Source organism: Arthrobacter sp. TMN-50, from assembly GCF_054511125.1.
Map to the genome: position 1 here is coordinate 145,109 of NZ_JBTNDG010000005.1, position 26,774 is coordinate 171,882.

The following is a 26,774-nucleotide window of genomic DNA, read 5'->3' on the forward strand; positions in this document are numbered from 1 at the left end:
ACTACGCGTCCACCAGCCGCTGGCTGATGACCGTGGAGACGCCGTCGCCCCTCATCGTCACCCCGTACAGCGCGTCTGCCACTTCCATGGTCCGCTTCTGGTGAGTGATGATGATGAGCTGGCTGGATTCTCGGAGCTCCTCGAAGATGGTGATCAGCCGGCCAAGGTTGGTGTCATCAAGGGCCGCCTCCACCTCGTCCATCACATAGAACGGCGACGGCCGGGCCTTGAAGATCGCGACGAGCAGCGCTACGGCGGTCAGCGAGCGCTCACCCCCCGAGAGCAGGGAGAGGCGCTTGATCCTCTTGCCCGCCGGGCGCGCCTCCACCTCGATCCCGGTGGTGAGCATGTTGTCCGGATCGGTCAGGACCAGCCTGCCTTCGCCGCCGGGGAACAACCGCCCAAACACACGCTCAAACTGAACGGCAGTGTCATGGTACGCGGCGGTAAAAACCTGCTCCACCCTTTCATCCACCTCGCGGATGATATCGAGCAGGTCCTTGCGCGTCGCTTTGAGATCCTCCAGTTGGGTGCTCAGGAACTGGTGGCGTTCCTCAAGGGCGGCGAACTCCTCCAACGCCAGCGGGTTGACCCGCCCCAGCGATGCGAGGTCCCTCTCGGCACGCTTCAACCGCTTCTCCTGGACCTCTCGTACAAAGGGGGTCCCGGTGGGTAGCGGATTTCCGGCGTCGTCCACCGGCGTCCGGAGCTCAGCCCATTTGTCGGCGGCCGCTGCGGGGACCGGTACCAGCACGTCGGGCCCATACTCGGCAATCAGATGGTCCGTGGTGAATCCGAGCTCATCAATCGAACGGTTCTCCAGTGTCTCGATTCTGGCCCGCTGCCGGGCGCGCGCCAGTTCGTCGCGATGCACCGAGTCGGTCAGCTCAGCCAGCTCGGCGAGTAGCCGGTCGTTGTCGGTGCGGACCGCGGCCAGTTCGGCGTCCCATTGCGCCCGCCGCTCCTCGGCGGCATCCCGGTGGCGGGCCGCCCGGTCCACTGACACGTCGAGGTAGGCGAGCGCGCTGTGCACCGCCTGCCCGACGGCCGCGGCCCGTCTCGCATGCAGGCGGCGGACCCTCGCCCGCTCGGCGGCCCGGTCGCGTGCCTGCCGTTCGGCCAGCGCTGCGCGTTCCAGCGACAACGCCCGGTTGGTGATGGCCCGGAGTTGTTCTTCCGCGCTACGCAAGGACAACCGGGCTTCCATCTCCGCCTGCCGCGCCTGGGCTGCGCCGAGGGCCAGCTGGTCACGATGCTTGGTGGAGGGTTCGCTCTCCGTGGGGGCTTCCTGGGCGGCGGCAAGCCGCTCGGTCATCTCGTGCAGCCGGTCCTGCTCGGCGGCCAGATTGGCGGCGGCAGCATCGGCCAGCCGGGTCAGGCGTTCGGTCTCTCCTGCCGCCGACCGCACCACCGATCCCAGCTGCCCCAGCTTCTCTGCGACCGCCGCGAGCCGGGCATCCGAATCGTGGAGTTGTTCTAGCGCAGTGTCGGCCGCCGTCTGGGCATCCTGGAGCCGGGCGGTGGCAGCAACAATCTCAAATCTGGCGCGTTCCATCCGGTTGGCCGCGGCGTCCAGCCGCCCGGTGGTCTCATCAACCGCTGCCTGCACCTCCAGGACCCCCGGTTCACCGGCAGAGCCACCCCGCGCCGAGGCGACGCTGATCACCTGGCCATCCCGGGTCACCGCTGTCAGTTGCGGCTGCGCCGCCACCACGGCAAACGCTTCGGCGAGTCCCTCAACCACCACCTTGTCGGCGAGCAACCCGGTTACCACGCCGATCAGTCGGTTGTCGCAGCGGACCAGGTCCGTCGCCAGCACGGCGCCCTCGGGTGCCTGTTTCTCCGCCGCCGCTGCCTCCGTGGACTGCGCACCCCCACCCAACACTCCCGCGACGAGTAGCGTCACCTGGCCGGCGTCGTCGTCAAGGACCCGCCGCAGCACCCGCTGGGCCGCCTGCAGGTCCTCGACCGCGACGGCGTCGGCTGCGGTGCCAAGGGTGGCGGCAATCGCCGTCTCATACCCCGGCTGCACAGTGATCAGGTCGGTGACGGCGGTGAGGACTCCGTCCAGGCCGGCGTCAAGCACCGCCTGGCTACCATCCCTGCGTTGCAGCCCGGTCGCCAGCGCATCGCGGCGGGCCTGCAACGAGTCCCGTTCACGGTCAGCGGCGCGCTCCTGGCTCGTCAGCTCCTCCAGTTCCGCCTGCACAGCCGCCAGGGCACGGCTGGCGGTTTCGTACTGTGCGTCGAGGTTCTCCTCGCCCTCCTCGACCCCTGCCACCTGCACCTCCAGGGCGGCGAACTCCTGCTGGGCGGCGGCACGGCGCACGTCGACGTCGGCCACGGATGCGCGAAGCCGGCCCAGTTCGGCCTCGGCCGACTCCACCTGTGACCGGGCGGCGCCAACCTGGCCGGTGAGCCTGGCCAGGCCCTCACGCCGGTCGGCCGCAGCACGAAGCAACCCGGTGAGCCGTCTGTCCTCGACCGCCGCGGCATCCTCGGCGTCGCCCCGCAGTTCGACGGCCGTCTCGAGCACTTCGCGACGTTCCTCAGCCCGATCCCGCAGCGAGGCTTCCTCAACGCGGACGCGCGCCGCCTGCTGATCCAACTCATCGGGGGTCCTGCCGCCGGCCCGGGAGGCGCCGTCGTCGGCGCTGTCGCCAAGGAGCCGCCGACGCTCCTCAGCGAGGCTGCCCAGCGACCTGAACCGTTCACGGGTGTTGGCGAGCTGATACCAGGTATCTCGGGCCGCGTTGAGCCGGGGGGTTGCCTCGGCAGCGAACCGTTCAAGGTCGGTCTGCCGGGACCGTCCGGCGGCGAGGAGCTGCTCGACGTCGGCGCGGCGTTCCTTGAGAGCCGCCTCGTCCGCTACGTCGCGCTCAAAGGAGTTCATCAGCTGCACCAGGTCATCAGCCATCAGGCGTGCCCGGGCGTCCCTGACATCGAACTGGACGGTCCTGGCGTGGCGGGCGACGTCGGCCTGTTTACCCAGCGGCGTGAGTTGACGGCGAATTTCGCCGGTCAGGTCGGTCAGACGGGTGAGGTTAGCCTGCATGGCGTCGAGCTTGCGCACCGTCTTTTCGCGGCGACGACGGTGTTTGAGGATCCCTGCTGCCTCTTCGATGAACCCACGGCGGTCCTCGGGGGTGGCGTGCAACACCTTGTCCAACTGGCCCTGCCCCACGATCACGTGCATTTCCCGGCCCAGCCCGGAATCCGAGAGCAACTCCTGGATGTCGAGGAGTCTGCAGGTGCTGCCGTTGATTGCGTACTCCGAGCCACCGGTGCGGAACAGGGTGCGGGAAATGGTCACTTCGGCGTATTCGATGGGGAGGGCGCCATCGGCGTTGTCGATGGTCAGCGATACCTGGGCCCTGCCGAGGGGCGGTCGGCCCGAGGTTCCGGCGAAGATGACATCTTCCATCTTGCCGCCGCGGAGCGTTTTGGCACCCTGCTCCCCCATCACCCAGGCCAGGGCGTCCACCACGTTGGATTTACCTGACCCGTTGGGCCCCACCACGGCAGTGACACCCGGCTCGAAGTCGAACGTCGTCGCGGACGCGAAAGACTTGAAGCCGCGCACGGTTAGACTTTTCAGATGCACAGGGTCTCTTAGGTCTCCAGAAGATGATGGTTTCCCCCAATCTACTGCGTTGAGGGCCTGTTCAGCAGCATTGTGTGGGTTCACGGACCGCGTAATTAGGCATCACTGCGGGCTGGGGAATGCGAAAGGAAGTAGGCTTTATAACGAATCGTCAGATTCGTTTGTGCGTCCGAGTGCCCCAGAGACCATTCAGCGCAGGTTACCGCGGCGCACCGACAAGTCGACTAGGCAGGAAATTTGACCGGCAATTTCAACTTCCGACACCACAACACAGCGCTGCTTGGCGTGGAAAGTGTTGAGGCCCCGGTCATCGTCACCTCTAACGAGTTTGACCGTGTTTTGGCTCCGGCGCTCAAGCGCCTCCGGCTCTCCAGCGGCCTGCTCCAGCGGGTGGCTGGCATCACTGAACGCCGCTGGTGGGCTCCGGGGACCCGGTTTGACGACGCCGCCATCGAAGCGGGCGCCAAGGCGCTGGCCTCCTCGGGCATCGAGGCCTCGCAGATCGGCCTCCTCATCAACACCTCCGTCACCCGCACCAACCTTGAGCCTTCGGTCGCCGTCAAAATCCACAACGGGCTGGGGCTACCGTCGTCGGCAATGAACTTCGACGTCGCCAATGCCTGCCTCGGGTTCGTAAATGGGATTACCCTCGCCGCGAACATGATCGAAGCCGGGCAGATCCAGTACGCAATGGTGGTCAATGGTGAGGATTCCCAGGCCACCCAGGAAGCCACGCTGCGCCGCCTCAACCAGCCGGACGCCACCAGGGCGGGCTTCCTGCAGGAGTTCGCCACGCTCACCCTCGGGTCGGGGGCAGCCGCGGCAGTGCTGGGGACAGCTGACGCCCATCCCGGGGCCCACCGCGTGTTGGGCGGCGTGGCCCGTGCCGGTACCGAGCACCATGAGCTGTGCGTCGGCGGCATGGACGGCATGTATACGGATGCGCAAGGGTTGCTCGACGGCGGCCTCGAGTTGGTCGTCGATGCCTGGAAGGAAGCACAACAGGAGTGGGACTGGACGTCGATGGACCGTTACATCACCCACCAGGTCAGCAGCACCCACACGAAGGCCATTGTCGAGGCGATCGACCTGGACCCTTCTCGGGTGCCGATGACATTCCAAAAGTGGGGCAACGTTGGTCCCGCCTCCCTGCCGATGACCCTGGCAGCCGAGGCCCAGACGCTCACCTCGGGCGACCGGGTGCTCTGCATGGGCGTCGGCTCGGGGCTGAATACCGCGATGCTGGAGATTGCGTGGTAGCACTTCCCGGCGTCGACCCGTCGTGGCCGGCCTACCGAGACGTCCCGTCCACCGCCGCCGTAGACCCGGCAGGAACCACCAACAGCTGGCACTATCTCGACAACGGCTCCCAGCTAACCGGGCTGGCCCGTGGCACCCTGCTGTGTGTGCACGGCAATCCCACCTGGTCCTACCTGTGGCGGACCGTCCTTGCCGCGGGGGTTGTACACGGCTGGCGGGTGATCGCCGTCGACCAGCTGAACATGGGACTGTCCGAACGGACCGGACGGTTCCGCCGCCTCGCTGACCGTGTGACTGACCTGGCCGACTTTGTCGAGTCTCTGGAACTGACCGCGCCGGTCACCACGGTGGGCCACGACTGGGGCGGCGTGGTCAGTCTCGGCTTCGCCGACCGGCGCAGAGATCTGGTGGCCGGCGTCGTGCTGACCAATACGGCAATCCATCAGGACCCCGACCGTCCGATTCCCGCTGCGCTTCGGCTGGCACTGCACCCACTGGTGCACCGGTGGGGCACCAGGGACACGTCGGCCTTCCTTGATGTCACCCATTCCCTGGCCCGGCCGTCGCTGCCCAAGGAGGTGCGGAAAGCTTTTCTGCTGCCGTACAAAGGTGCCGCCCGGCGTGAGGGGATCGCGGATTTTGTTGCTGATATCCCTGCCAATCCGTCGCATCCCAGCTATCAGGCGCTTCGGAGCATCGCTGAGGGCATCCGGACCCTCAACGTGCCGGCGCTCATGTTGTGGGGGCCCGAGGACCCAATATTCTCCGACACGTACCTCAATGACCTTGCGGAGCGCCTCCCCCAGGCCGATATTCACCGGTTCGAGGGTGCTGGCCACCTGGTGGGCGAGGACCGGGACATTGCGACGCCGCTGTTCCGGTGGCTTGGTAGCACCGCGGCGCCGGGCCCCGAAGCTGGTCCGGCGTTGTCGTTCACGCCGCTCGACCACGAGATGACGCAACGCGCACAGGGGGCTGATGCGGACCAATTGGCGGTTGCCGACATGGGTACCGACGGCTCGATAGGACGGTCGCTGTCCTGGCGGGGGCTCGAGGCTGAGGTGCAGTCCCTCGCGGCCGCCCTGCGGAGCGTTGGTGTCAGCCGGGGCAGCCGGATCAGTCTCATGGTGCCTCCCGGAGTTGAGCTGACCGTGCTCCTGTACGCCTGCCTGCGGATTGGGGCGGTGATCATCGTCGCTGACGCGGGCCTCGGACGTCAGGGCCTGAGCAAGGCGGTCCGGGGTACGGTTCCCGACTTCCTGGTCGGCATTGATCTGGCCCTCACCGCTGCGCGGTTATTCCGCTGGCCGGGGCGCCGCATCAGTGTTGCCCCGTTGCCCACGGCCAAACGGAAGGTGCTGGGGGTGGAGCATTCGCTGGCGGAGCTCCGAGCCGCCGGGGCTCGGGCTTCGGTGACTCCTGCGACTACTGCGGCTTCAGGGACTGCTGCCGCTGACGTGCTGGATCCCGATGCCGACGCCGCCATCCTGTTCACTTCGGGTTCGACCGGACCCGCCAAGGGCGTCGTATACACGCATCGACGGTTGGCGGCGATGCGGGATACCGTCGCCCAGACGTTTGGGATCCAGCCCGGCGACGGTCTGGTAGCCGGTTTCGCCCCGTTCGCGCTGCTCGGTCCGGCGCTGGGAACGACGTCGATCACTCCCGCGATGGACGTCACCAAGCCCAAAACCCTGTCGGCGGCGGCCCTTGCCGATGCCGTCGCTGCGATCAACGCCACCGCCGTGTTTGCGTCTCCTGCAGCGCTCAGGAACATCCTTGCCACCCGGGGTAACCTGACGGCCGCGGGGCGGGAGGCGTTGACTGGTGTGTCACTGCTGCTTTCGGCTGGGGCGCCGGTACCATCGTCGCTGTTGACGGACCTGCTCGAGATCCTCCCGGCGGCGTCTCTTCACACTCCCTATGGGATGACCGAGGCGCTGCCGGTTACCGACGTCGACCTCGAGTCGATCCTGTCCGCCGAAACCTATGCCGCTGGGTCGACCGTTCCCGACGCCGGGAACGGCGTCTGTGTTGGGCGCGCTGTCGCTGGCGCCCGCATCACCATCAGTCCGCTTGATCAGTCAGGAACGGCCAACGGCCAACCCACCACCGCAGCCGGGGTTACCGGCGAAATTCTGGTCAGCGCCCCGCACGTCAAGGAGCGGTACCACCGGCTGTGGATCACCCAAAGTGACAGCTCACGGACCGGCGGTTGGCACCGAACCGGCGACGTAGGACATTTCGACGACGAGGGCCGGCTTTGGGTCGAGGGGCGTCTTCCCCACATCGTTACTTCACCGACCGGCGTCGTTACCCCGGTCGGGGTTGAACAGGCGCTCGAAACCGTCGACGCCGTTGGGCTGGCAGCCGTGGTCGGCGTCGGGCCGACCGGTACGCAAGCTGTGGTTGCCGTCGTGGAGTCCGTGCCACCGGTCACGAAGCCGGGGCTGGCACCTGCCGCTCTTGCCGCCGGCGCACGAGACGCAGCCCGTTCCGCCGGGGTTGAACTGTCGGCGGTGCTGGTGGTTCCTTCGCTGCCCACGGATATCCGGCACAACGCGAAGATCGACAGAACCCGGGTGGCGTCCTGGGCGGCCGGGGTGCTCGCTGGCGGGAAGATCGGCGCCCTGTGAAGGTTTTGGTCACCGGCGCAAGCGGAATGCTGGGTCGGGTGACGGCAGCTCTCCTCCGGTCGCAGGGGCACGAGGTGCGGGCGTTCCAGCGTCGACCATCAGGACTGACCGGTATCGATGATTGTCTCGGATCGGTCACCGATTCGACGGCCGTCCGGCGGGCGGTGCAGGGCAGGGACGCGGTGGTACATCTTGCGGCCAAGGTGTCCTTCGCGGGTGCTGCGGCCGATTTTGAGGCAGTCAATGTGGAGGGCACCCGGCTGCTGCTGTCTGCTGCGCGTTCCGCTGGGGTGCGGGACGTCGTCTTCGTTTCGTCGCCGTCGGTGGCGCATGTGGGCGAGGCGCTTGTGGGACAGGGTGCCACGCAAGCCACCCCGGACCTGGTGCGGGGTAACTACGCCCAAACCAAGGCACGGGCTGAACTGCTGGCTCTGGCCGCCAGCAGCGAGAACTTCCGGGTCGCCGCCGTCCGACCCCACATTGTGTGGGGCCCCGGGGATACCCAGTTGGTGGAGCGGGTGATGGAGCGCGCCCGGGCCGGGCGTCTGCCCTTCCTGGACGCCGGCACCGCCCTGGTCGATACCACCTATGTGGACAATGCTGCAGCAGCGATCGCCGCCGCGCTTGACGGCGTGGACCGGTTGGCGGGGCAGGCCGTGGTGGTCACCAACGGTGAACCGAGGCCAATCGGCGAGCTGATCGCGGGGATTTGCCGGGCTGGTGGGGTGCAGCCGCCGCGTTGGTCGGTTCCGGGCCGGATGGCGCGGGTCGCTGGGTCGCTGGTGGAGTTCGTGTGGCAGCGGGGTGGCATCGAAAGCGAACCGCCCATGACCCGGTTCCTTGCCGAGCAACTGTCGACCGCTCACTGGTTTGATCAGCGCCGCACCCGCGAGCTGCTGGCCTGGACGCCGACCGTGTCAATCGATGAGGGTCTGTCCCGTCTGGCACTGCATTATCAGGGACGCTAGGCTTCCCCACTCCCCCTCGGCGCCCTAATTGCCATTGGCCGGCTCTTCGCCGACGGCGCCGTCGGCCTGTTCCCGCAGAACATCGATGTGGCCCAGGTGACGTGCTGTTTCTTCCACCAGATGCTGAAGGATCCATCGGAGCGTGTAGCCGTCCCGTGACGAGGTGGCGTCAAGGGAGACGGCTGCCTGGACCACGGCGTCGCAGCGTGCAGCCTCGGCCGCATAGTCTTCGAGCAGCCGTGCCATAGCGGTGTGAGGTGGGACGTGAAATTCGCCGTCGGGGTCCTCATCGGTCCAGTCATAGTCGAGACCCTGCTCTCCGGCGAAGACATCCCTGAGCCATGACCGTTCGACGTTCTCCAGATGACGCACCAGCCCGTGCAGGGTGAGTCCGGTCGGAGTTGCGACTGAGCGCAGCACGTCATCGTCGGCTCCCTCCATTTTCCAGGCCACCAGGTCGCGTTGGCGCTGCAGGAAGCCGAGGGTGATTGTCAGTTCGTCACCGAGGTGCGCGGGCTCGGTGACGTGGCACAATCTTCCGTTGACCCGGCCTGAACCGTCTGTTGCTTCTGGTGTCATTGGCTTACCTTATCGGTGACCGTTCTGTCCGGAAAGCATGGATGCGCCACCGGATTTCTCCGATGACGCATCCGAATACTCGTGCCCGTACCGCCGGAGCGGAGGGTTTAGAGGGTGTAGTACCCAACCAGTGGCATGGCGCTGACCGCGTGGACCAGGGTGCCCTGGCCTGGGTTCAGTGCGCTGACCATCTGGCCGCCACCGATGTAGATGCCGATGTGTCCGCCGCCGTTCTGGACGACGAGGTCACCTGGCTGAGGGTTGCTGGTGGGGGTCAGGGCGCCCATCTGTGCCTGGCTGGTGCGGGGCAAATCGATGCCGTGCTGGGCATAGACCCACTGCACGAACCCTGAGCAGTCCCAGCCAGCGCTTGGGCTGGTGCCGCCATAGACGTACGGTGAGCCGATCATTGACTGGGCGGTTCCGGCGATCCCTGCGCTGGACACCTGCCCGCCGGTGGACGCTGCAGCGATTGGCTGAATGTCCTCCGAGGCGGTGGTGATGCCCAGGTTGCTGGTCTCGGCGGGGGCAACTGGTGCCGCTGCCTGAGTTGCCGGGGCCGGTGCTGCTACCTGAGTTGCTGGAGCCGGTGCCGCTACCTGCGCTGCCGGACCGGTGCTGCCGGTCAGTGAGATGACCTCGCCTGGGAAGATGACCGAGTCCCAGCCGAGACCGTTGGCGGTGAAGATCGACTCAAGGCTGACATCGTAGGCGCCTGCGATGCTGCCCAGAGTGTCTCCGGCCTGAACGGTGTGAGTGGTCGTGCCCGGGGCGGGGGCGCTGGCAGCCTGAGCGACAGGTGCCGGCGCGGCCTGGACGTTGATTTCTCCAGCAGCGTTGGCTGGCAGTCCGGCGCTCAACATCAGACCTGATGCTGCGACGACGACTGCTGCTGGACGTCCGATAGCGCCAGCGTGTGAGCTGACTGCCTTGGACACGGTCTGCATGGCGCTTGGCGGGGTTGCACGGTGGCGCGCGATGTAACGATTCTTGGACATGATGTTGCCTCTCCCAGTGCCTGCGAGGTTAGCTGTCGGATTCGGATGGGAGCCACCCGGGCGTGATGCCACGCCTTCACCCCTAGGCCGTCTTTCGGCGACCACTACTGGTTCCCCCGCTTCTGCCGGATGTATGCGAACGGACCTCGCGGCAGCGGCAGAATTAGGCAATCTGTCGGGAGGACGCTGAGTTGAACGGAACCCGGCGTGCCGTTTACTGTACATTTCGCTCCGGGGGTTTTGTCACATTTGGATTACGGCGGCAGTGCCTTGGAAAGGGACCTCCCTTCGGTGCTGATGTCGGATCTAAGAGGTCGGAGGCAGCGTTGGACGAGATCCAGAAACGTCTCCGGTTCGTTCATGGTCGTCTAGTGTGTCCATACCCAATGATTACCCACCCTAGGCACCTGCTACCGACCCACTTGCGCTATGTGGGTAAGTCTCCCGGGTGGAGGACAAGTGGGCAAAAGGTTCCGGAGACAGCGGCCAGGACCTACCAGCGGCCATTCCGGGGCTTGGGCTGACACCGCGGGCAGCTGAACGACGAACGGTTCATAAACATTTCTCGCCGGATCGGCGAAACCCCCGGCAACAGCGGATCGCTGGCGCAGCGGGTGCACGGTTCACCCTCCCGGCCATAGGCATTCAGCGAACGCTCGAAGTATCCGGACGCACCATTGACGTTCACGTACAGGGAGTCAAAGCTGGTACCGCCCGCCTCAAGCGCCCGGACCATGACGTCCCGGCAGGCATCCACCAACCGCAGGGCGTCGGCCCGGCGCATGGAGTCGGTCGGCCGCGCGAAATGCACCCTGGCAGCCCAAAGTGCTTCGTCCGCGTAGATGTTGCCGATCCCGGAAATCAGGCCCTGGTCGAGAAGCGCCCGCTTGATACCCGTCTTGCGCCGTCGCAGCTTCGCGTAGAACCCGTCAAAGGAGAACGCCGGATCGAGCGGGTCGCGGGCAATGTGGGAAGCCTCTGCCGGAATCAACGGCACCGGGTGTTCCCCGAGGCCGCCCGGCTGGCCGTCCGCGGTGGACACCATTGACGTGACAAAGAGACCACCAAAAATTCGCTGATCAACAAATCGCAGTTCCCGCGGCAAAGGCCCGGTCAACGGATCCTCGGCAGCCGACAGTGTCAGCCTGACCCGCAGATGCTTTTCCGCTGGGGCACCGGCATCCTTCACCAGTAACTGTCCACTCATGCCCAGATGCGCCATCAGAGCGACCGGTGCGACAGCAGCAGAACCAGCGCTGGCGGTCTCGGCCGGCGCAGCCAACGGCATCCACAGGAATTTTCCGCGCCGCACTACGTCCAGCACCCGTGCCCCCACCAGATTTCCTGCAAAGTCCTCGACCCCGAGCCCATGACGGCGGATGGACCGGGAGTCGAGGATGTCGACGTCGTCGATGGTTCGCCCCAACACCCAGCGGGCCAGGCCGCGGCGCACCACCTCGACCTCAGGTAGTTCGGGCATCGTGAAGCCTAGGCTGACTCAGTCGAAGTCGTGGCGGCAGCAGCAGGATCGGCAGCAGTAGGATCGGCAGCGTCCTCGGTCGGGGCGGCAGCAGCAGGGACCGACGCCGAGGAGGCGGACGACTTGGGTTCCGCGGCGACGACCCGCAGCATCTTCCATGACGCGGCAGCCGCTTCCTGCTCCGCTTCCTTCTTCGACGGACCGGATCCCGAGCCATACGGCAGACCGCCCACCGTGAGGAGAGCCTCGAAGGAACGGGCATGGTCGGGCCCGGAGCCTGTGACCTTGTAGTCAATAACGCCGAGGCGGCGTGCGGCGGCGATTTCCTGGATGCTGGTCTTCCAGTCGGTGCCGGCACCCATCGCTGCAGCGCTGCCGAGCAGTGGAGCAACCAGCCGCATCACCATGGCTCGGGCAACCTCAATACCATTACTCAAATACGTGGCACCGATGACAGCTTCCATGGTGTCGGCAAGGATTGACGCCTTGTTTTTGCCGTTAGTCAGCTTTTCCCCCTGGCCGAGCAGGACATGCTGACCCAGCTCGAGGTCGCGCGCTATCCCGGCCAGGGCACGGGTGCTGACGACGGCGGACCGCCGCTTGGCGAGGTCACCTTCAGACAGGTCGGGGTTGTCGCGGTACAACGCGTCAGTGACCGCCAACCCCAGCACCGAGTCGCCCAGGAACTCGAGACGTTCGTTGGTGGGGATCCCCCCCTGCTCATAGGCAAATGAGCGGTGCGTTAGGGCAAGACGAAGCGTCCCGGCGTCTATAGAGACACCGAGACGCTTCAAAAGGTCTTCAGTAGTAGCCACGTCTACTTACGCGTTCGCATAAGAACGCTGCGATTACCCCGTTGCCGGGGTATGCAGCGGTCGTTAGACGTCGGCTACCTTGCGTCCCTTGTACTCAAGGAACAGTGCAGTGCCGGCGGAGTCGGTTACTACCTTGGCCTGGTGCGCCAGGCTGTAGGTAACGCGGCCGTTCTCCACGGTCTTCACCAGTTTGGGCGCAGTTGCCTTCCACTGGGACCGGCGTGCACGGGTATTCGAGCGGGACATTTTCCGCTTAGGAACAGCCACGACTAACTCTCTTCTCTCTCGACAGACTCTGTACTTGCTGCCGCGTCGCTTGACGCTGCAGTGCCAGCCAGCCCGGTGAGGGCGGACCAGCGGGGATCCAAAATTTCGTGCTGATGGTCGGGGTCATCCGCAAGGCGTGCTCCACATTCAGAACACAGACCCTCGCAGTCCTCCCGACACACCGGCTGGAACGGCAGCGATGTTACCACTGCGTCCCGCAGCACCGGCTCAAGATCAATTGAATCCCGATCAACCCGGTGCTCTTCAACAAGTTCATCTCCCTCGGACAACTCGACGTCGTCGTAATAGAAAAGCTCTTGTACATCGATGCTGCTGCCGTACCTGATGGGATCCAGGCATCGGCCGCATTCGCCCACAATCTCGACGTCTGCGGTACCTGATACCAGAATGCCTTCATGAACTGCCTCAAGTCTCAGATCCAGTTCCACGGGGGAACCTTCCTGAACACCGATGAGAACCACACCGAAATCCTTTGGTGCGGGTACATGTTCTTCGATTGTTCGCATGCTGCCCGGGCTGCGCCCGAGGTCTTTGACATTGAAGATCAAAGGCGAACTGAGATCGCTCTTAATGGGAACTCCTGTAGAACATATGACCGACGTATTATCTTAGCCTGATAAGCCCGCCCTGCTCAAACCAGAGCCTGCAGGCCCGGCATACGCCGACGGCGACGGCGTGTGCCGCTCATGCCCCACCTCACCACGGATCGGGTGCAGTTCCAAACGCGCCACGCGGGTACAGACGGGTTCGACGGCGCTCCGACCACCGCTGATCCCTCATCACCGGCGGGCCTGCCCGTAAGCTTTGTCCAGTGAAGATTCCCCCAGCGACCAGTGCCTTCTGGCCGTGGCTGCGACGATCAATCACCCTGGTGGCCACCCTGTTTTGCGTCTGGCTTCTCGCCTGCTACTCCCTCTTCATCAACCCGCCGGTGTTCGGCGCCGACTACGTGGCCGGGCTCAAGGCGGACGCCGTCGTGGTGCTAGGCGGTGACAGTTCGGAACGCCTCCCTGTTGGGCGGGAGTTGGTGGCCGCCGGACGCGCCCCCGTCCTGGTCATGTCCAACACCGACACTCCAGGCAACGTCGACGCCGACAAGTTGTGCAGGCGGCCGGCCCACCCGTCGCGGGTGTGCTTCGAACCAGATCCGCGCACCACCCGCGGCGAGGCGCGGGCCCTGGCGCGCCTCGCCGTGGACCGGGGATGGGACACGATGATCGTCGTCACCTCGGACTATCACGCGCTTCGTGCCTTCACGAACCTGAGCCAATGCTCAGACTCGAAAGTGGTCATGGTGCCCTCCGAGCCGGACTACGGCTTCCTCGGCTGGCTTCCCCGCTTTGTGGAGGAGAGTGCCGCGTTGGCGGCCAGCCACCTGCGGCCCGTCTGCGCCAACCGCATCTGATCGGGCCTCCCCCACGTCATGATGCATTCCCGACATTAGTCAGTATCCTTAGCTTTATCAGGGCCCGCTACTGAGGCGGAGCACCACCAACTACCTGAGGGGAGCGTCAACCATGAGCGATTCCGAAGAGGCGCTGGATTCAATCTGGTCCGACTGGAAACAAACTGTCAATATGAACGCCTCCACGTTGGAGCGCTGGCTTGAATCCGACGATTCCAAAGCCGTCGGCCAAAAGGGTGACAGCAAGGAATCTGTGGGCCATGAATCCGGTCGGCGGATTGTCAAGATTCTGCGGACCAATAAACCGGACCTCAACAAAGCCGACGTGGCGCACATGCACAAAGTCGTGGGCTACATCCACCGACATCTGGCGCAAAAACCCTCGTCGGACCTGGAAAACTCTCGTTGGCGCTACTCGCTGATGAACTGGGGGCATGATCCGCTCACGTAAAGAGTAGGACACTCCAGTCAGCCACTACTTCGCTTTGCCCCCTGCACTACGTCTTTCTACACCTTGGCACTATGTCTTTTTGCACCGTTGCACTAGGGAGCCCGGCGTTGCAGTCCATGAAAGCTGCGATGGCATTTGCTGCGATAGAGTGTCATTTATGTCGCAAATACGCATTAAAGATGCTGCCCACTACCTCGGGGTCAGCACCGATACGGTACGCCGCTGGGTGGAAGACGGCACCCTATCCAGCGACAAGTCGGGGCCGGGAGCCACCACTGTCGACGGACTCGAGTTGGCCCACCTCGCCCAGGAACGCGCAGTCCTCCCCGAGGACCCATCGGGGATGGACAGTTCGGCACGCAACCGGTTTGTGGGGCTAGTCACCCGTGTGGTCACGGACAAGGTCATGGCCCAGGTGGAACTGCAGTGCGGGCCGCATCGGGTGGTGTCGCTGATGAGCGCCGAGGCGGTTCGCGACCTGGCGCTGGAGCCGGGTTCGGTAGCTGTCGCGGTGGTGAAGTCAACAACCGTCATTGTCGAGACCCCGGGACAGAGATCCAGAGATGCGCACTAGACCGATCGGAACCTCCACCCTCCCCAGCCACAGGAGCCGCGCTCTCCTGACCCGCAGTCTCCTGACCCGCAGTTTTCTGACCATCGGCTCCTGCGGTGCCCTTGTGGCCCTTGGTGCCTGCACTCCGGCTAACGACTCCATGGCCGACGACCAAACTCTGACCGTCTTCGCTGCAGCATCGCTCCAGTCAACCTTCACCGAACTGGCCGACGACTTTGAGGTGGCACACCCCGGCGCGACAGTGACCCTGAGCTTCGCCGGATCGTCGGAGCTCGCCACCCAGTTGTCCGCCGGCGCCTCCGCCGACGTTTTCGCCTCGGCCGATACCGCCACCATGGAACGGCTCGTCCAGGAGGGCCTGATCAACGGAGACCCGGTGCCCTTTGCCACCAACACCCTCATTATTGCTGTCCCGCCGGGCAACCCGGCGGGTGTCGAGCAGTTCAGTGACCTGGCCGACGCCGGGACGAGTGTGGTGCTGTGCGCTCCCCAGGTGCCCTGCGGTGCCGCGGCCACCCAGGCGCAGGAGGCAGCCAGTATCACGGTGAACGCTGTCAGCGAGGAGTCATCGGTGACAGACGTGCTCGGGAAGGTGCGCTCCGGTGAAGCCGACGCCGGGCTGGTCTACGTCACCGACGTTCTGGCGGCTGACGGCGAGGTTGAAGGTGTGCCCTTCGACGAGGCAGCAGGCGTCGTGAACCTCTACCCTGCGGGGGCGGTTGCGAACGGCAACCCCGATCTTGCGGCCGCCTTCCTCGACTTTCTGACGGGCCCGGAGGGTCAGGAGGTCCTGACCAATGCGGGCTTCGGCTCCCCATGAGCGGCCGTACCAGCAGCCAACGGCGGCTAAAAGGACGCCCAGCAGAAAGGACCGCGTCAATCCGCCACGGGATCCCCCAATGGGTCTTCGTCGTCGCCGGCGCCGGCGCGCTTTTCGTCATGTTGCCGCTCGCAGCAATGATCGCGCAGGTGAACTGGCTCCAGTTTTTCTCGCTCATCACGTCCGAATCGTCGCTGGCGGCCCTGGGTTTGAGTCTGCGGACCTCCCTCATCAGCACCATACTGTGCGTGGTCTTTGGGGTGCCGATGGCTCTGGTGCTGGCCCGCACTGACTTTCCCGGCCAACAACTGCTGCGGGCCCTGGTGCTGCTACCACTGGTGCTTCCCCCGGTGGTCGGCGGAATTGCCCTGCTCTACACCTTTGGCCGGCAAGGACTGCTGGGGAACAGCCTGCAGGTCCTGGGCATCGACATCGCCTTCTCAACGACCGCCGTCGTGATTGCCCAGACCTTTGTTGCTCTCCCCTTTCTGGTGCTTAGCCTCGAGGGTGCCATCCGGTCGGCGGGCAGCAGGTATGAGGCAGTGGCGGCGACGCTCGGAGCACATCCCGGGACTGTCCTGCGGCGGATCACCCTCCCCCTCGTGTTGCCGGGACTGATTTCGGGCATGGTGTTGTCCTTCGCCCGGGCGCTCGGCGAGTTCGGTGCCACCCTGACCTTTGCGGGCAGCCTGCAGGGCACCACCCGGACGCTGCCCCTGGAAATCTATCTCCAGCGGGAGACTGATCCCGATGCCGCCGTCGCCCTGGCCCTGGTGCTGGTGGTGGTGGCTGTGCTGGTGGTGGGCCTGGCACACCGGTCGCGCACTCCGGGCGGAGGAACATTATGAGCCTGGTAGCGGATGTGCGGGTGTCCTCTCGGGGGCTGAATCTTCAGCTCACCGTGGAGAGGGGTGAGACCGTGGCCGTCCTTGGCCCCAATGGTGCTGGCAAGTCGACGCTCCTCGCTGTCCTTGCGGGCCTCTTGCGTCCCGACGGCGGCAGCGCCATCCTGGGTGACACCGTCCTCTTTGATGACACGTGCTGGCGGCCGCCCTACGACAGGGGCGTCTCATTGCTGGCGCAGGAAGCGCTCCTGTTCCCCCACCTGAGCGTGCTGGATAACGTGGCCTTCGGGCCGCGGAGCCGGGGCGCCAGCCGGGCGGCGTCACGAGCCGAAGCGCTGCGTTGGCTTCACGAGGTTGAGGCTGAGAAATTTGCGGACCGTCGTCCGTCAGAGCTCTCGGGTGGTCAGGCACAGCGGGTGGCAGTCGCCCGGGCGCTGGCCACCCATCCACAGCTGTTACTCCTTGATGAACCGATGGCTGCGTTGGACATCGCGGTTACTCCGGCGATGCGGCGGACATTACGGCGGGTGCTGACGGGGCGTAGCGCCATTATCGTCACCCATAACGTGCTGGACGCTCTGATGCTCGCCGACCGGACGATCATCGTCGACGCCGGCGGGGTAGCGGAAATGGGACCCACCCGTGAGGTGCTGGAACGCCCGCGCAGTGCGTTCGGTGCAGGGCTCGCCGGGTTGAATCTGATCACCGGCACCAGCGTCGAGGGCGGCCTGGTTACCCCCGAGGGGCTTCGAGTGTCGGCTCTCGCCGAAGAGTCGCTCGAGGTGGGGCAGGATGCAGCGGCCGTGTTCAGCCCACGCGCGGTGTCGGTGTTTGTTGTCGAGCCGAAAGGGAGCCCGCGGAATGTGTTGCCGGTAGTGGTCAGTGACCTGGATCAGCGGGGTGACCTGGTCAGCGTCCGTGCTGGCCATCTCAGTGCCGATATCACCGCGGTGGCGGCGGCCGATCTCGACCTGGCGCCCGGCGTGCAGGTGTTCTTTGTGGTCAAGTCCACCGAGGTGGCGGTCTATCCGCGGTAGGAATCGCCGCCGTCGACGGTAGCAATCTCTACCTAACGGGACGCCCGGCGGAACTATAGGTTTTTCACAGCTTGCATCCGTCAGCATGAGGGCGTCGAGATCCGTCCAAGCACCGGGGTGTGTCATGAATATTTTTGGCAGGAAGAATGCGTCACTAACCCAACAGTCATTTCAGGGGGCTAAGGACGCGGTTCCACGCACCCCCGACCGGGTTCGGGCCCGACCACCGGGATCGGACCGACGATTGTCGGTTCGGCTAGCGGCGATCGCCACCACGTTGATCTTTCCCCTCGGCATGTTGCTGCCGGTTACCGGGGCCAGCGCCGTCGTCGCCCCCACGGGTCAAGGCTTCACTGTCACCCCCTCGGATCTCGCTTTCATCCTGAAGCAGATCAAGATCTCCGAAGCACACGTCGCAAACACCACCTCAGAAACCGGGCCATGTGGCGCACTGGTGGGTACGGGGGTGAACCAAATCGCGACTCCCCTCATTTCGCATGGACTGAGGACAGTCGACGGTTCCTGCAACAATCTGCAACCAGGGCAGGAGACCTTCGGCGCGGCCGACCAGGTGTTCCCGCGGTTGACACCGGCCAGATTCGGGGCTGCCGAAGCGGGATCGTTGGGGGGCCCTCCCGCACCAACCAGTTACCAGCAAACGTCTGGCAGCGTCTTCGATTCGCAGCCCAGGGTCATCAGCAACCTGATCGTGGATCAAACCTCCACCAACCCCGCAGCGGTAGCCGCGGCCGGTTTGCCGATCCGCAGCCAAAACAGCACGGGTGTCACTCCCTGTACTACGGACCCGGACCCGTTGGCCGTACCTCCTGTGGAAGGATTCCCCATCGGTTGTACGCCGTCCTTCCAAACCCTGTTCATCCCGAATGTCACCACGGACGTGGGGCTTTCCCCGCCGTACAACTCGCTGTTCACCCTTTTCGGACAGTTCTTCGATCATGGGATCGATCAGACCGTCAAGGGCGGCGGCACGGTTTTCGTCCCGCTCAAAAGTGACGACCCGCTGATCGCCGGACCAGACCACAAGGTCGGCACTGCCGACGACCTGAACCCGAATCTGCGGTTCATGGTCCTGACTCGGGGCAAGAACCAGGTGGGCCCGGACGGGCAATTGGGCACCGCGGACGACGTTCGTGACGCGCTCAACACAGACACCCCCTGGGTCGATCAGAGCCAGACCTACACCTCCCATGCCTCACATCAGGTGTTCGTGCGCGAGTACGTCAATAACACCAATGGACGCCCGGTATCGACGGGTAAGCTGCTCGGCGGGCCTGCAGGGCCAACCGAGGGCGGCATGGCCACGTGGGCAAACGTCAAAGATCAGGCGGCAACCCTGCTCGGCCTGCGCCTTGAAGACAAGGACGCACTGGACGTCCCGATGATCGCCGCTGATCCCTACGGAAAATTCATTCCGGGTCCCGCACGAGGATTGCCCCAGTACGTGACGCTCACCGGACTGGTCGAAGGCGACATTGCATCCCCCGTACCAGTTCCGGAAAACGTCAGGTATTTTGAGACGCCATTCCTCACGGATATCGCCCACAACGCGGTACCGAAGCCCGGCTTCACCCCTGACCCTGACGACGTCGTCACCCCCTCGCTGACGCCCTGTGCGCAACCAAATTTTCCTGCAGGCTGCGTCAACCAGTACGACGACGAGATTCTGGACCTACACTTCGCTGCGGGCGACGGCAGGGTCAACGAAAACATCGGGCTGACCGCCATCCACCAGGTGTTCCATTCCGAGCACGACCGGATGGTCGGAGACATCAAAAGCACGTTGACCGCTGACACCTCAGCCGCAGGCATCAAGGCTCTGGCCGAATGGAAGTCAGCCCTAGGCGCCGGCGGCTGGAACGGTGAAAGGCTGTTCCAGGCCGCCCGCTTCGTCACCGAAATGGAATACCAGCATCTGGTCTTCGAGGAGTTCGCCCGCAAGGTTCAGCCGGGAATCAACCCCTTCGAACCGTTCGCCTTCACCCAGACCGAGCTGGATCCAGCGGTTACCGCTGAATTTGCTCACGCGGTCTATCGTTTCGGCCATTCAATGTTGACCGAGACCATTTCCCGCCGCAATGAAGACCGGCCGGGTCCCGACGGCGAATTCGGAACCTCCGACGACATTGCGGGTTCCCAGAACGACATTTCCCTTCTTGAAGGATTCCTCAATCCCCCGGCCTACACCGACGGCGGTCCGGCCGGAGCCCTGACCTCGGAGGAGGCTGCGGGCAGCATCTTCATGGGAATGTCCGACCAGGTGGGTAACGAACTCGATGAGTTTGTCACCGAAACCCTCCGCAACAACCTGCTGGGCTTACCGCTCGACCTGGCAACCATCAACATCACCCGGGCACGGTCTGAGGGTATTCCACGCCTCAACGTGCTGCGCCGCACCCTCCACGCGGCAACCAACGACGCCCAGTTGAGGCCCTACGTCAACTGGATCGACTTTGGTGACAGCATCAAGCATCCTGAGTCCCTGGTGAACTTCGTCGCAGCCTACGGGTTGCACCCGACGATCACCGGCGCCACGACACTGAAGAACAAGCGCACTGCGGCCAGGGAAATCGTCAATCCGAATGTGGCCGCTGGCGATGTGCCTCCTGTAGACGCAGCGGATTTCATGAACAGTACCGGGGCCTGGGCCAACAACGGCACCTCCTCGATTACCGGGTTGGACAACGTCGATCTTTGGATTGGCGGCTTGGCAGAGCAGACGAACGTTTTCGGCGGGCTGCTGGGAAGCACCTTCAACTACGTGTTTGAAAGTCAGCTGACCGACCTGCAGAACGGCGACCGGCTGTACTACCTCGCACGTACACCCGGAATGAACCTGCGGACACAGCTGGAGGGGAACTCCTTCGCCGAGTTGGTCATGCGCAATACAAACGCGAAGAGTCTGAAGGCCGATCCGTTTGCAACGTCGGACTGCAAGTTCGAGCTGAAGAACCTTGCCGGAACCGCGGCCGGATTCACCCAGTTCGGCAATACCGTTGCCGATGATCCGAGCAGTGAGTGCGATGAATCGGCACTCCTGATCCGCATGTCCGACGGGACGATCAAGTACCGTGCACGCAATACGGTCGACCCAGCCGGAATCAACGGACAGAGCGTTTACAACGGAACGTCGGGCACCGACCGGATGTTCGGCGGCAATGACAGCGATACCTTCTGGGGCAACGCTTCGAGGGACATCATTGAGGGCGGTGACGGAGCCGATGTGGCTCTGGGCGGCGCCGGCAACGATTCGATCACCGACATCGCCGGTGACGACGTCCTGAAGGGAGGTCCCGGCAACGACGCCATTGACGCCGGTCCTGGACTGGACCTGCTCATGGGCGGCGACGGTAAGGACTTCACCAACGGCGGCGGTAACGCCAACACCACCTTCGCCGGTGAGGGAGACGATTTCCTGATCCTCGGCGAGGGTATTGATGCCGGCATCGGCGACGGCGGCGACGACTGGATTGAGGGCGGAGATCAGCCTGACGGGTTGATCGGCGACAGCTCGAACCTGTTCTTCACCGACGACAACAAGCCAGGCCACGATATTGCCGTCGGCCAGGGCGGCGACGACGACTACGACCTGGAAGGCGGCGACGACATTGGTATCGCTGGTCCCGGAATCGAAAAGAACGTCGGCGCTGCAGGCTACGACTGGTCCATCAGCCAGGGAGATCCACAGCCAATGGATTCCGACCTTGCGCTCCCCCTCACGCCCCTGGACATTCTCACTGCAGGGGTAAGGGACAAGTTCAACGAGACCGAGGCTCTGTCGGGTTGGAAGTTCAACGACAAAATCCGTGGGGACGATGTTATTCCCAGTGAGGTGGGCGGGGCCGGATTTATTGGCTGTGACGTCCTCGACCAGGCAGGGGTGAACCGCATCGACGGACTCAGTACGTTGGTTCCTACCTCCGCTTTGACCACGCCGCTGGCTGATGTTGCAGCCAACTCGGTGATCGGTCCGGGTGAATGTTCCGGACTTGATGGTCCGGTATGGGGTGCTGGCAACATCCTGCTCGGCGGCGCGGGAAGCGACCTGATTGAGGGCCGCGGAGCCAACGACCTCATCGACGGCGACAGCTACCTCAGTGTCCGACTCAGCGTCCGTAACGCAGCGGGTGAGCAGATCGGCAGCGCCTCCGTTGAGGGAGCCGGTCAGAGTGCCATGGCTGCCCAGTACCTGCGCGACGTCGATGGCAATCTCACCGGGCCAACCTTGCAGCAGGATGTCTTTGCTGGAGTGGTCGATCCGGGGAACATCTTCATCGTCAGGGAGATTCTCACCCCAGCCAACGGAACGTCGGTGGACATTGCCCAGTTCTCCGATCTCGAGGCCAACTACGATGTAACCACCACCCCCGCCGGAGCCACGTTGGGTTCGCCGGGTTCGGTCACCACAGTGGTTCATGCCCGGGGCACCCTGGCCGATGGCACGGATACCCTGCGGAATGTCGAACAGCTGCGGTACTCGGACTCCGCTGCGCCAGCAGCACCGGTTATAGGCGCTGCCACAGCAGGCAACGCCTCCGCTACTGTCCGGTGGACCGCGCCAACGGGTCTTGTGACCAGCTATAACGTGCGGGTCATCGACTCTGCTGGCGCCACGGTGGGCGCATTACGGACGGCTGCCGCCGACGCAACCAGTCTTGTTGTCACAGGGCTGACCAACGGGCAGGCGTACCGGTTCCAGGTGCAGGCCGTCAACGCGGTGGGTGCAAGCCCGTTCTCGGCTCTTTCCACGGCGGTGACCCCGAATGTGGTTCCCGCGGCTCCCACGAATGTGGTGGGGGTCAGCGGAAACGCGCAGGTGACCCTGTCCTGGACCGCTCCGGCACCCAATGGTGGAACGGCCATCACCGATTACCGGGTGCAGGTCCGTACCGGCACGACCGTCGTTCGGACGGTAACGTTCACCGGAACGGCAACGACGGGCCGGATCGTCACCGGTCTGACTAACGGCACCGCGTACAACTTCCGGGTCCAGGCAGTCAACGCCATGGGCGCAGGAGCGCTGTCCACGGCTTCGGCCGTGGTGACGCCAGGCGGTACCCTCGCGGCACCGGTCATTGGGACCGCCACAGCGGGTAACACCTCGGCGACGGTCAGGTGGACCGCAGCCACTGGAGCCACCAGCTACAACGTGCGGGTAGTCAATGCGGCCGGAACGCAGGTGGGCGCTCTGCGGCCGGCTGCCGGTACAGCGACCAGCGTTGTGGTGACCGGACTGGTCAACGGCCAGGCGTACCGGTTCCAGGTGCAGGCGGTCAACGCAGCGGGGGCAAGTGCCTTCTCGGCCCTGTCCGCAGCGGTGACCCCGAATGTGGTACCTGGAGTTCCCACGAACGTGGTGGGTGTTCGCGGAGACGCTTCGGCCACTCTGTCCTGGACCGCCCCTGCAGCCAATGGCGGAACCGCTATCACGGGGTACCGGGTGCAGGTACTCACCGGGACGACACTGGTTCGCACGGTGAGCTTCACGGGAACGGCAACAACCGGTCGCGTGGTGACCGGCCTTTTGAACGGTACCGCCTATACCTTCAGGGTCCAGGCGGTCAACCTCATGGGCGCCGGAGCCTTATCCACGGCTTCAGCTGCGGTGACACCTCTGGGCCCTCCGGGGCGGCCGACCATCCTGGCTCCCACACAGGGTGCGTTGGGCGGCGCGCTGACGGCCAATGCTAATTGGGCCGCTCCGACGTCAACCGGCGGGTCGCCCATCACGAGCTACCGGGTCAGGGCACTGCGGATGGCGGCCGATGGTGTGACTATCTCCGGCACACCAGTGACCGCGACTGCCGCAGCTACTGCCCGCACGTTGTCGTTTACGCTTCCGGCCGGTAACTACCGGTTTGATGTCGTAGCAGTCAACGCCATTGGCTCGAGCCTTGCTTCGGCCCGGTCAGCGATCGTCCAACCCCGGTAGCAACTGGGACTGACTGAAAGAGGGAGCGACCATCTGGTCGCTCCCTCTCCCAGTTAACAATCAGTTTGCGGCGGAGTCTTTCTGGTCAGAAGAATCGTCGTTCTCAGAATCAGTCTCGTCATCGCGCTCGTCGAGTTCCTCGTTCAGCTCTTCCTTCCGGAATTCGGTCTCCGGGTCGGGCTCGCCATCCTCGACATATTCCTCGTCAATCTGACGGGTGACCTTGCTGTTCAGCACTTCCACTTCACCGTCTGGCAGGGAGTCGAGATCCTTAGGAAACGGATCTTCGGGCGCTAGGCGCGTCTTGTCATTCATAGCCAACACCCTACTGCATCGGCCTAGTTCAGACCCCGGGGCCCTATCGCTCTCAGGTGGGGCGGTTGAGCCGTTTCAGCACCCCTGTGGGGACGAAGGGAGAAATGTCCCCGCCCAGGGAAGCAACCTCCTTGAGCAGTGTCGACGAAAGGTGGGTATAACTGTTTTCGGCGGGAATGAAGACGGTTTCGACGCCGGTGAGCTGACGGTTCATGGTCGCCATTGGCAGCTCATAGTCGAAGTCCTGGCTGGAGCGCAGCCCTTTGACGATGAGGTTAGCACCATGGGAGCGGCAAAAGTCGGCCAGCAGGCCCTCCCCCATCGGCAGCACTGACACACCACGAAGATACCTGAGCGTCTCGCGTGCACTGTCGAGGCGTTCATCAAGGTCGAACCGGTAATTCTTGGCTGGATTGGTTGACACCGCCACGATCACCTCATCGAAAAGGCTGGCCGCTCGGGCAATGACCTCCACATGACCGTTGTGGATGGGGTCGAAGGATCCGGGGCAGACTGCACGACGCATGGTTCGAATCTACCGTGAACTGCGCTTCAGCACAGCCGGTCCACACCACGGGTCCTCAAAACCGCAATACTTGGGTGCATGACTTCAACTACTTCTTCGCTGGTGACCGGCACCGCTAAAACCCCCACGCCGTGGCAACGGACGGCGTCAGGCGCTAACCTGTTGGCGTCCGACGGGCGGCTGGGCGTCACCATCTTCGAGGAGATCACCGCGTTGGCGATGCGGCATGGAGCGATCAACCTCGGTCAGGGGTTCCCCGACGAGGACGGCCCCGCTGAGATCCTTGACGCCGCCCGTGCTGCCATTGCTGCCGGCGCCAACCAGTATGCGCCAGGCCAGGGGCTGCCGGTGCTGAGAGAGGCAATCGCTGCCCACCAGGAACGGTTCTACGGGCTGACTCCTGACCCCGACACCGAGACGATTGTCAGTACCGGCGCCACCGAAGGCATCGCGTCGGCGGTGTTGGCGCTCGCCGGACCGGGTGATGAGGTGCTGACCTTTGAGCCGTTCTACGACTCCTATGGGGCGGTGATCGGTTTGAGCGGCGCCACCCACACGACGGTTGCGTTGTCGGCTCCCGATTTCCAGCCGGACCTTGGCGCTTTGGAGCGGGCTGTGACCTCAAGCACCAGGATTATCCTGCTGAACAACCCCCACAATCCCACGGGCACGGTGTTCACGCAGGCGGTGCTGCAGAAGATCGTCGATCTGGCGGTGAAGCATGACGCGGTGATCGTGACCGACGAGGTGTACGAGCACCTGACCTTTGACGTCCCGCATATGCCGATTGCGACGTTGCCGGGCGCCGCGGACCGGACCCTCACCATCTCGTCCGCCGGCAAAACGTTCTCCGTCACCGGATGGAAAATCGGGTGGATCACCGGGCCGAAGGAGCTCATCTCAGCCGTCCGCACGGTGAAAACCTTCCTCACCTATAGTTCCGGCACCCCGTTTCAGAGCGCTGTTGCTCACGGGTTGGGTCTTGGCGACGAGTTCTACGAGTCGACCGCCGCCACACTGCAACGTAAGCGGGACATTCTCAGCGCGGGGCTGAAGGCCGCGGGTTTCGACGTCTTTTCGCCGCAGGGCACCTATTTTGTGAATGTCGATGCGGCTCCGCTGGGGATCTCTGATGCCACGGCATTGGCGAGACAGTTGCCTGAACTGTTGGGTGTTGCGGCCATCCCGGTGGCGGTATTTTGCCATCCCGACGGCGCTGCCCGCACCCGTTCACTGTTGAGGTTTGCGTTCTGCAAGAAATTCGAGGTCCTGGAAGAGGCGGCCGAGCGTTTGGCCTCGTTACGGTCCCGGTTATGAGCGGCCATGACCTGAGTGCCGGTGTCGACAGGAACGCTTGCGGGATGAAGGGTGTCGAGGTGGGCCCGGAGGAGGACGGCTGGGTGCCAACCCAACAGCTTGCCGGTATTGGTCAGCTCGCCGAAATCGACGAAGATGCCTTCACGGAGGGCGCTTTCATTCTTAGTATTGGCGGTGCCCAACAATCGCATGTGGATCTGGGAAATCCCGGCAACGTCTTTTATGAGTATCTGCGGCGTATTGCCAATGTGCTGGATATCTTCAAGCCAGCTGGTGAGCCAATTCGGGTGCTGCATCTGGGCGCCGGCGCGTTGACCCTTGCCCGGTATGTGCAGGCGAAGCGGCCGGGTTCGGAACAGGTGGCAGTGGAATTGGAACGCGAGTTGCTGGACTTCGTGCTGGAGCATCTACCGCTGGCAGAAGGCACCAGGTGTTCGATGGTGGTCGCTGACGCCCGTGCTGCCCTCGACCGGTTCCAGCCACACTGCTTCGATGCCGTGGTGCTCGACGTGTTTGCTGGCGCTGACGCTCCAGCGCATCTTACCGACGACGGGTTCTACCGGGCCCTGCTGGCACTCACGGCACCGGACGGCGTCGTGCTGGTCAATGTGGGCGACGATCCGCCGTTGACCTTCGCCCGCGCCCAGGCTCGGCTGTTGCGAAGAGTTGCCGACGACGTCGCGCTCCTGGCTGACGCGGGAATGGTCAGTGGGCGGATGGCGGGAAACGTTGTCCTGGTGGGCACTGATCGCAAGTGGCCGTCCGGTTGGACCCCCGAACTGGTGGCGGCGGGTCCGCATCCAGGGGTGGTGGTGACCGGTGCGGAGCTGAAGTCATTCTGCGGGGCAAAGATGTAACTGGATGATCCACCCGAGCGGACGATGATCCAATACGAAAACAATAAAT

21 protein-coding genes and 1 riboswitch are annotated in these 26,774 nt (G+C 64.3%); of the genes, 12 read left to right on the forward strand and 9 right to left on the reverse strand.

All coding sequences use genetic code 11. The features are described 5' to 3' along the window. Position 1: 1 nt before the first annotated feature. Positions 2-3,604: a chromosome segregation protein SMC gene (gene smc / locus ACX80A_RS08985; RefSeq protein ID WP_459259354.1), complete on the reverse strand. Its 3,603-nt coding sequence runs from the start codon at positions 3,602-3,604 to the stop codon at positions 2-4. Between the two features lie 237 nt (positions 3,605-3,841). Here smc and ACX80A_RS08990 point away from each other — a divergent pair, with 237 nt between their 5' ends. Genes ACX80A_RS08990 through ACX80A_RS09000 form a run of 3 tightly spaced genes read left to right on the forward strand, consistent with a single transcriptional unit; the run spans position 3,842 to position 8,468 of the window. Then, positions 3,842-4,864, forward strand: a complete 1,023-nt coding sequence (locus ACX80A_RS08990; protein WP_459259355.1) for a 3-oxoacyl-ACP synthase III — start codon at positions 3,842-3,844, stop codon at positions 4,862-4,864. Further along, positions 4,858-7,500 (forward strand): alpha/beta fold hydrolase, encoded by a 2,643-nt coding sequence (locus ACX80A_RS08995; protein ID WP_459259356.1) that lies wholly within the window; start codon positions 4,858-4,860, stop codon positions 7,498-7,500. The genes ACX80A_RS08990 and ACX80A_RS08995 overlap by 7 nt, the downstream gene beginning before the upstream one ends. Beyond that, positions 7,497-8,468 carry an NAD-dependent epimerase/dehydratase family protein gene (locus tag ACX80A_RS09000; protein WP_459259357.1) on the forward strand — a complete coding sequence of 324 codons (972 nt, stop codon included), beginning with the start codon at positions 7,497-7,499 and terminating at the stop codon, positions 8,466-8,468. Before ACX80A_RS08995 ends, ACX80A_RS09000 begins: the two co-directional genes overlap by 4 nt. Before the next feature lie 24 nt (positions 8,469-8,492). On the opposite strand, the gene ACX80A_RS09005 is transcribed toward ACX80A_RS09000, so the two are convergent. The 6 genes from ACX80A_RS09005 to ACX80A_RS09030 all read right to left on the reverse strand — a co-directional run bounded on the left by ACX80A_RS09005 (position 8,493) and on the right by ACX80A_RS09030 (position 13,176). Further along, entirely contained in the window at positions 8,493-9,047 is a 555-nt protein-coding gene (locus ACX80A_RS09005) for a DinB family protein (protein WP_459259358.1), read from the reverse strand. A gap of 107 nt (positions 9,048-9,154) precedes the next feature. Beyond that, the gene (locus tag ACX80A_RS09010; RefSeq protein WP_459259359.1) at positions 9,155-10,045 is read right to left on the reverse strand and encodes an NlpC/P60 family protein; all 891 of its coding nucleotides are present in this window, start codon (positions 10,043-10,045) and stop codon (positions 9,155-9,157) included. A 3-nt stretch (positions 10,046-10,048) separates the two neighbouring features. Then, positions 10,049-10,209, reverse strand: a riboswitch (cyclic di-AMP (ydaO/yuaA leader). 329 nt (positions 10,210-10,538) lie between these two features. Then, entirely contained in the window at positions 10,539-11,525 is a 987-nt protein-coding gene (gene mutM / locus ACX80A_RS09015; RefSeq protein ID WP_459259360.1) for a bifunctional DNA-formamidopyrimidine glycosylase/DNA-(apurinic or apyrimidinic site) lyase, read from the reverse strand. A gap of 8 nt (positions 11,526-11,533) precedes the next feature. After that, on the reverse strand, positions 11,534-12,340 hold the full coding sequence (gene rnc / locus ACX80A_RS09020; RefSeq protein WP_459259361.1) for a ribonuclease III: 807 nt from the start codon (positions 12,338-12,340) through the stop codon (positions 11,534-11,536). 63 nt (positions 12,341-12,403) lie between these two features. Continuing rightward, positions 12,404-12,607 carry a 50S ribosomal protein L32 gene (gene rpmF, locus ACX80A_RS09025; RefSeq protein ID WP_024476178.1) on the reverse strand — a complete coding sequence of 68 codons (204 nt, stop codon included), beginning with the start codon at positions 12,605-12,607 and terminating at the stop codon, positions 12,404-12,406. 2 nt (positions 12,608-12,609) lie between these two features. Beyond that, a complete protein-coding gene (locus ACX80A_RS09030; RefSeq protein WP_459259362.1) occupies positions 12,610-13,176 on the reverse strand; it encodes a YceD family protein in 567 nt (188 codons plus the stop codon). Between the two features lie 263 nt (positions 13,177-13,439). Between ACX80A_RS09030 and ACX80A_RS09035 the strand changes: the two genes are divergently transcribed. From ACX80A_RS09035 to ACX80A_RS09065, 7 genes are all read left to right on the forward strand, one after another. Then, positions 13,440-14,033, forward strand: coding sequence for a YdcF family protein (locus ACX80A_RS09035; RefSeq protein ID WP_459259363.1), 594 nt, complete (start codon positions 13,440-13,442; stop codon positions 14,031-14,033). Positions 14,034-14,145: 112 nt separating this feature from the next. Next, positions 14,146-14,484, forward strand: coding sequence for a DUF3140 domain-containing protein (locus ACX80A_RS09040; protein ID WP_459259364.1), 339 nt, complete (start codon positions 14,146-14,148; stop codon positions 14,482-14,484). Between the two features lie 157 nt (positions 14,485-14,641). Then, positions 14,642-15,058 (forward strand): TOBE domain-containing protein, encoded by a 417-nt coding sequence (locus ACX80A_RS09045; RefSeq protein WP_459259365.1) that lies wholly within the window; start codon positions 14,642-14,644, stop codon positions 15,056-15,058. Then, positions 15,048-15,878 carry a molybdate ABC transporter substrate-binding protein gene (gene modA / locus ACX80A_RS09050; protein WP_459259366.1) on the forward strand — a complete coding sequence of 277 codons (831 nt, stop codon included), beginning with the start codon at positions 15,048-15,050 and terminating at the stop codon, positions 15,876-15,878. The genes ACX80A_RS09045 and modA overlap by 11 nt, the downstream gene beginning before the upstream one ends. Before the next feature lie 119 nt (positions 15,879-15,997). After that, positions 15,998-16,726 carry an ABC transporter permease gene (locus ACX80A_RS09055; RefSeq protein ID WP_459259389.1) on the forward strand — a complete coding sequence of 243 codons (729 nt, stop codon included), beginning with the start codon at positions 15,998-16,000 and terminating at the stop codon, positions 16,724-16,726. Then, on the forward strand, positions 16,723-17,760 hold the full coding sequence (locus tag ACX80A_RS09060; RefSeq protein ID WP_459259367.1) for a sulfate/molybdate ABC transporter ATP-binding protein: 1,038 nt from the start codon (positions 16,723-16,725) through the stop codon (positions 17,758-17,760). The genes ACX80A_RS09055 and ACX80A_RS09060 overlap by 4 nt, the downstream gene beginning before the upstream one ends. A 244-nt stretch (positions 17,761-18,004) precedes the next feature. Continuing rightward, positions 18,005-23,710: a fibronectin type III domain-containing protein gene (locus tag ACX80A_RS09065; RefSeq protein WP_459259368.1), complete on the forward strand. Its 5,706-nt coding sequence runs from the start codon at positions 18,005-18,007 to the stop codon at positions 23,708-23,710. Positions 23,711-23,770: 60 nt separating this feature from the next. Here ACX80A_RS09065 and ACX80A_RS09070 read toward each other — a convergent pair whose 3' ends face one another. Both ACX80A_RS09070 and coaD read right to left on the reverse strand, forming a co-directional pair. Beyond that, positions 23,771-24,025 (reverse strand): hypothetical protein, encoded by a 255-nt coding sequence (locus tag ACX80A_RS09070; protein ID WP_459259369.1) that lies wholly within the window; start codon positions 24,023-24,025, stop codon positions 23,771-23,773. Positions 24,026-24,077: 52 nt separating this feature from the next. Beyond that, complete coding sequence (gene coaD, locus ACX80A_RS09075; protein WP_459259370.1) at positions 24,078-24,551, reverse strand: pantetheine-phosphate adenylyltransferase; 474 nt, start codon at positions 24,549-24,551, stop codon at positions 24,078-24,080. Positions 24,552-24,629: 78 nt separating this feature from the next. Between coaD and ACX80A_RS09080 the strand changes: the two genes are divergently transcribed. Continuing rightward, the gene (locus ACX80A_RS09080; RefSeq protein WP_459259371.1) at positions 24,630-25,868 is read left to right on the forward strand and encodes an aminotransferase class I/II-fold pyridoxal phosphate-dependent enzyme; all 1,239 of its coding nucleotides are present in this window, start codon (positions 24,630-24,632) and stop codon (positions 25,866-25,868) included. After that, positions 25,865-26,725: a spermidine synthase gene (locus tag ACX80A_RS09085; RefSeq protein ID WP_459259372.1), complete on the forward strand. Its 861-nt coding sequence runs from the start codon at positions 25,865-25,867 to the stop codon at positions 26,723-26,725. Before ACX80A_RS09080 ends, ACX80A_RS09085 begins: the two co-directional genes overlap by 4 nt. The last annotated feature ends 49 nt before the right edge of the window (positions 26,726-26,774 follow it).

Coding starts and splice junctions, on each gene's coding strand:
- mutM (WP_459259360.1), bottom strand. CDS start 11,525: ATGCCCGAACTACCTGAGGTCGAGGTGGTGCGCCGCGGCCTGGCCCGC.
- ACX80A_RS09080 (WP_459259371.1), top strand. CDS start 24,630: ATGACTTCAACTACTTCTTCGCTGGTGACCGGCACCGCTAAAACCCCC.
- modA (WP_459259366.1), top strand. CDS start 15,048: ATGCGCACTAGACCGATCGGAACCTCCACCCTCCCCAGCCACAGGAGC.
- ACX80A_RS09055 (WP_459259389.1), top strand. CDS start 15,998: ATGTTGCCGCTCGCAGCAATGATCGCGCAGGTGAACTGGCTCCAGTTT.
- ACX80A_RS09060 (WP_459259367.1), top strand. CDS start 16,723: ATGAGCCTGGTAGCGGATGTGCGGGTGTCCTCTCGGGGGCTGAATCTT.
- ACX80A_RS09010 (WP_459259359.1), bottom strand. CDS start 10,045: ATGTCCAAGAATCGTTACATCGCGCGCCACCGTGCAACCCCGCCAAGC.
- ACX80A_RS09040 (WP_459259364.1), top strand. CDS start 14,146: ATGAGCGATTCCGAAGAGGCGCTGGATTCAATCTGGTCCGACTGGAAA.
- ACX80A_RS09085 (WP_459259372.1), top strand. CDS start 25,865: ATGAGCGGCCATGACCTGAGTGCCGGTGTCGACAGGAACGCTTGCGGG.
- ACX80A_RS09005 (WP_459259358.1), bottom strand. CDS start 9,047: ATGACACCAGAAGCAACAGACGGTTCAGGCCGGGTCAACGGAAGATTG.
- coaD (WP_459259370.1), bottom strand. CDS start 24,551: ATGCGTCGTGCAGTCTGCCCCGGATCCTTCGACCCCATCCACAACGGT.
- ACX80A_RS09070 (WP_459259369.1), bottom strand. CDS start 24,025: ATGAATGACAAGACGCGCCTAGCGCCCGAAGATCCGTTTCCTAAGGAT.
- ACX80A_RS09045 (WP_459259365.1), top strand. CDS start 14,642: ATGTCGCAAATACGCATTAAAGATGCTGCCCACTACCTCGGGGTCAGC.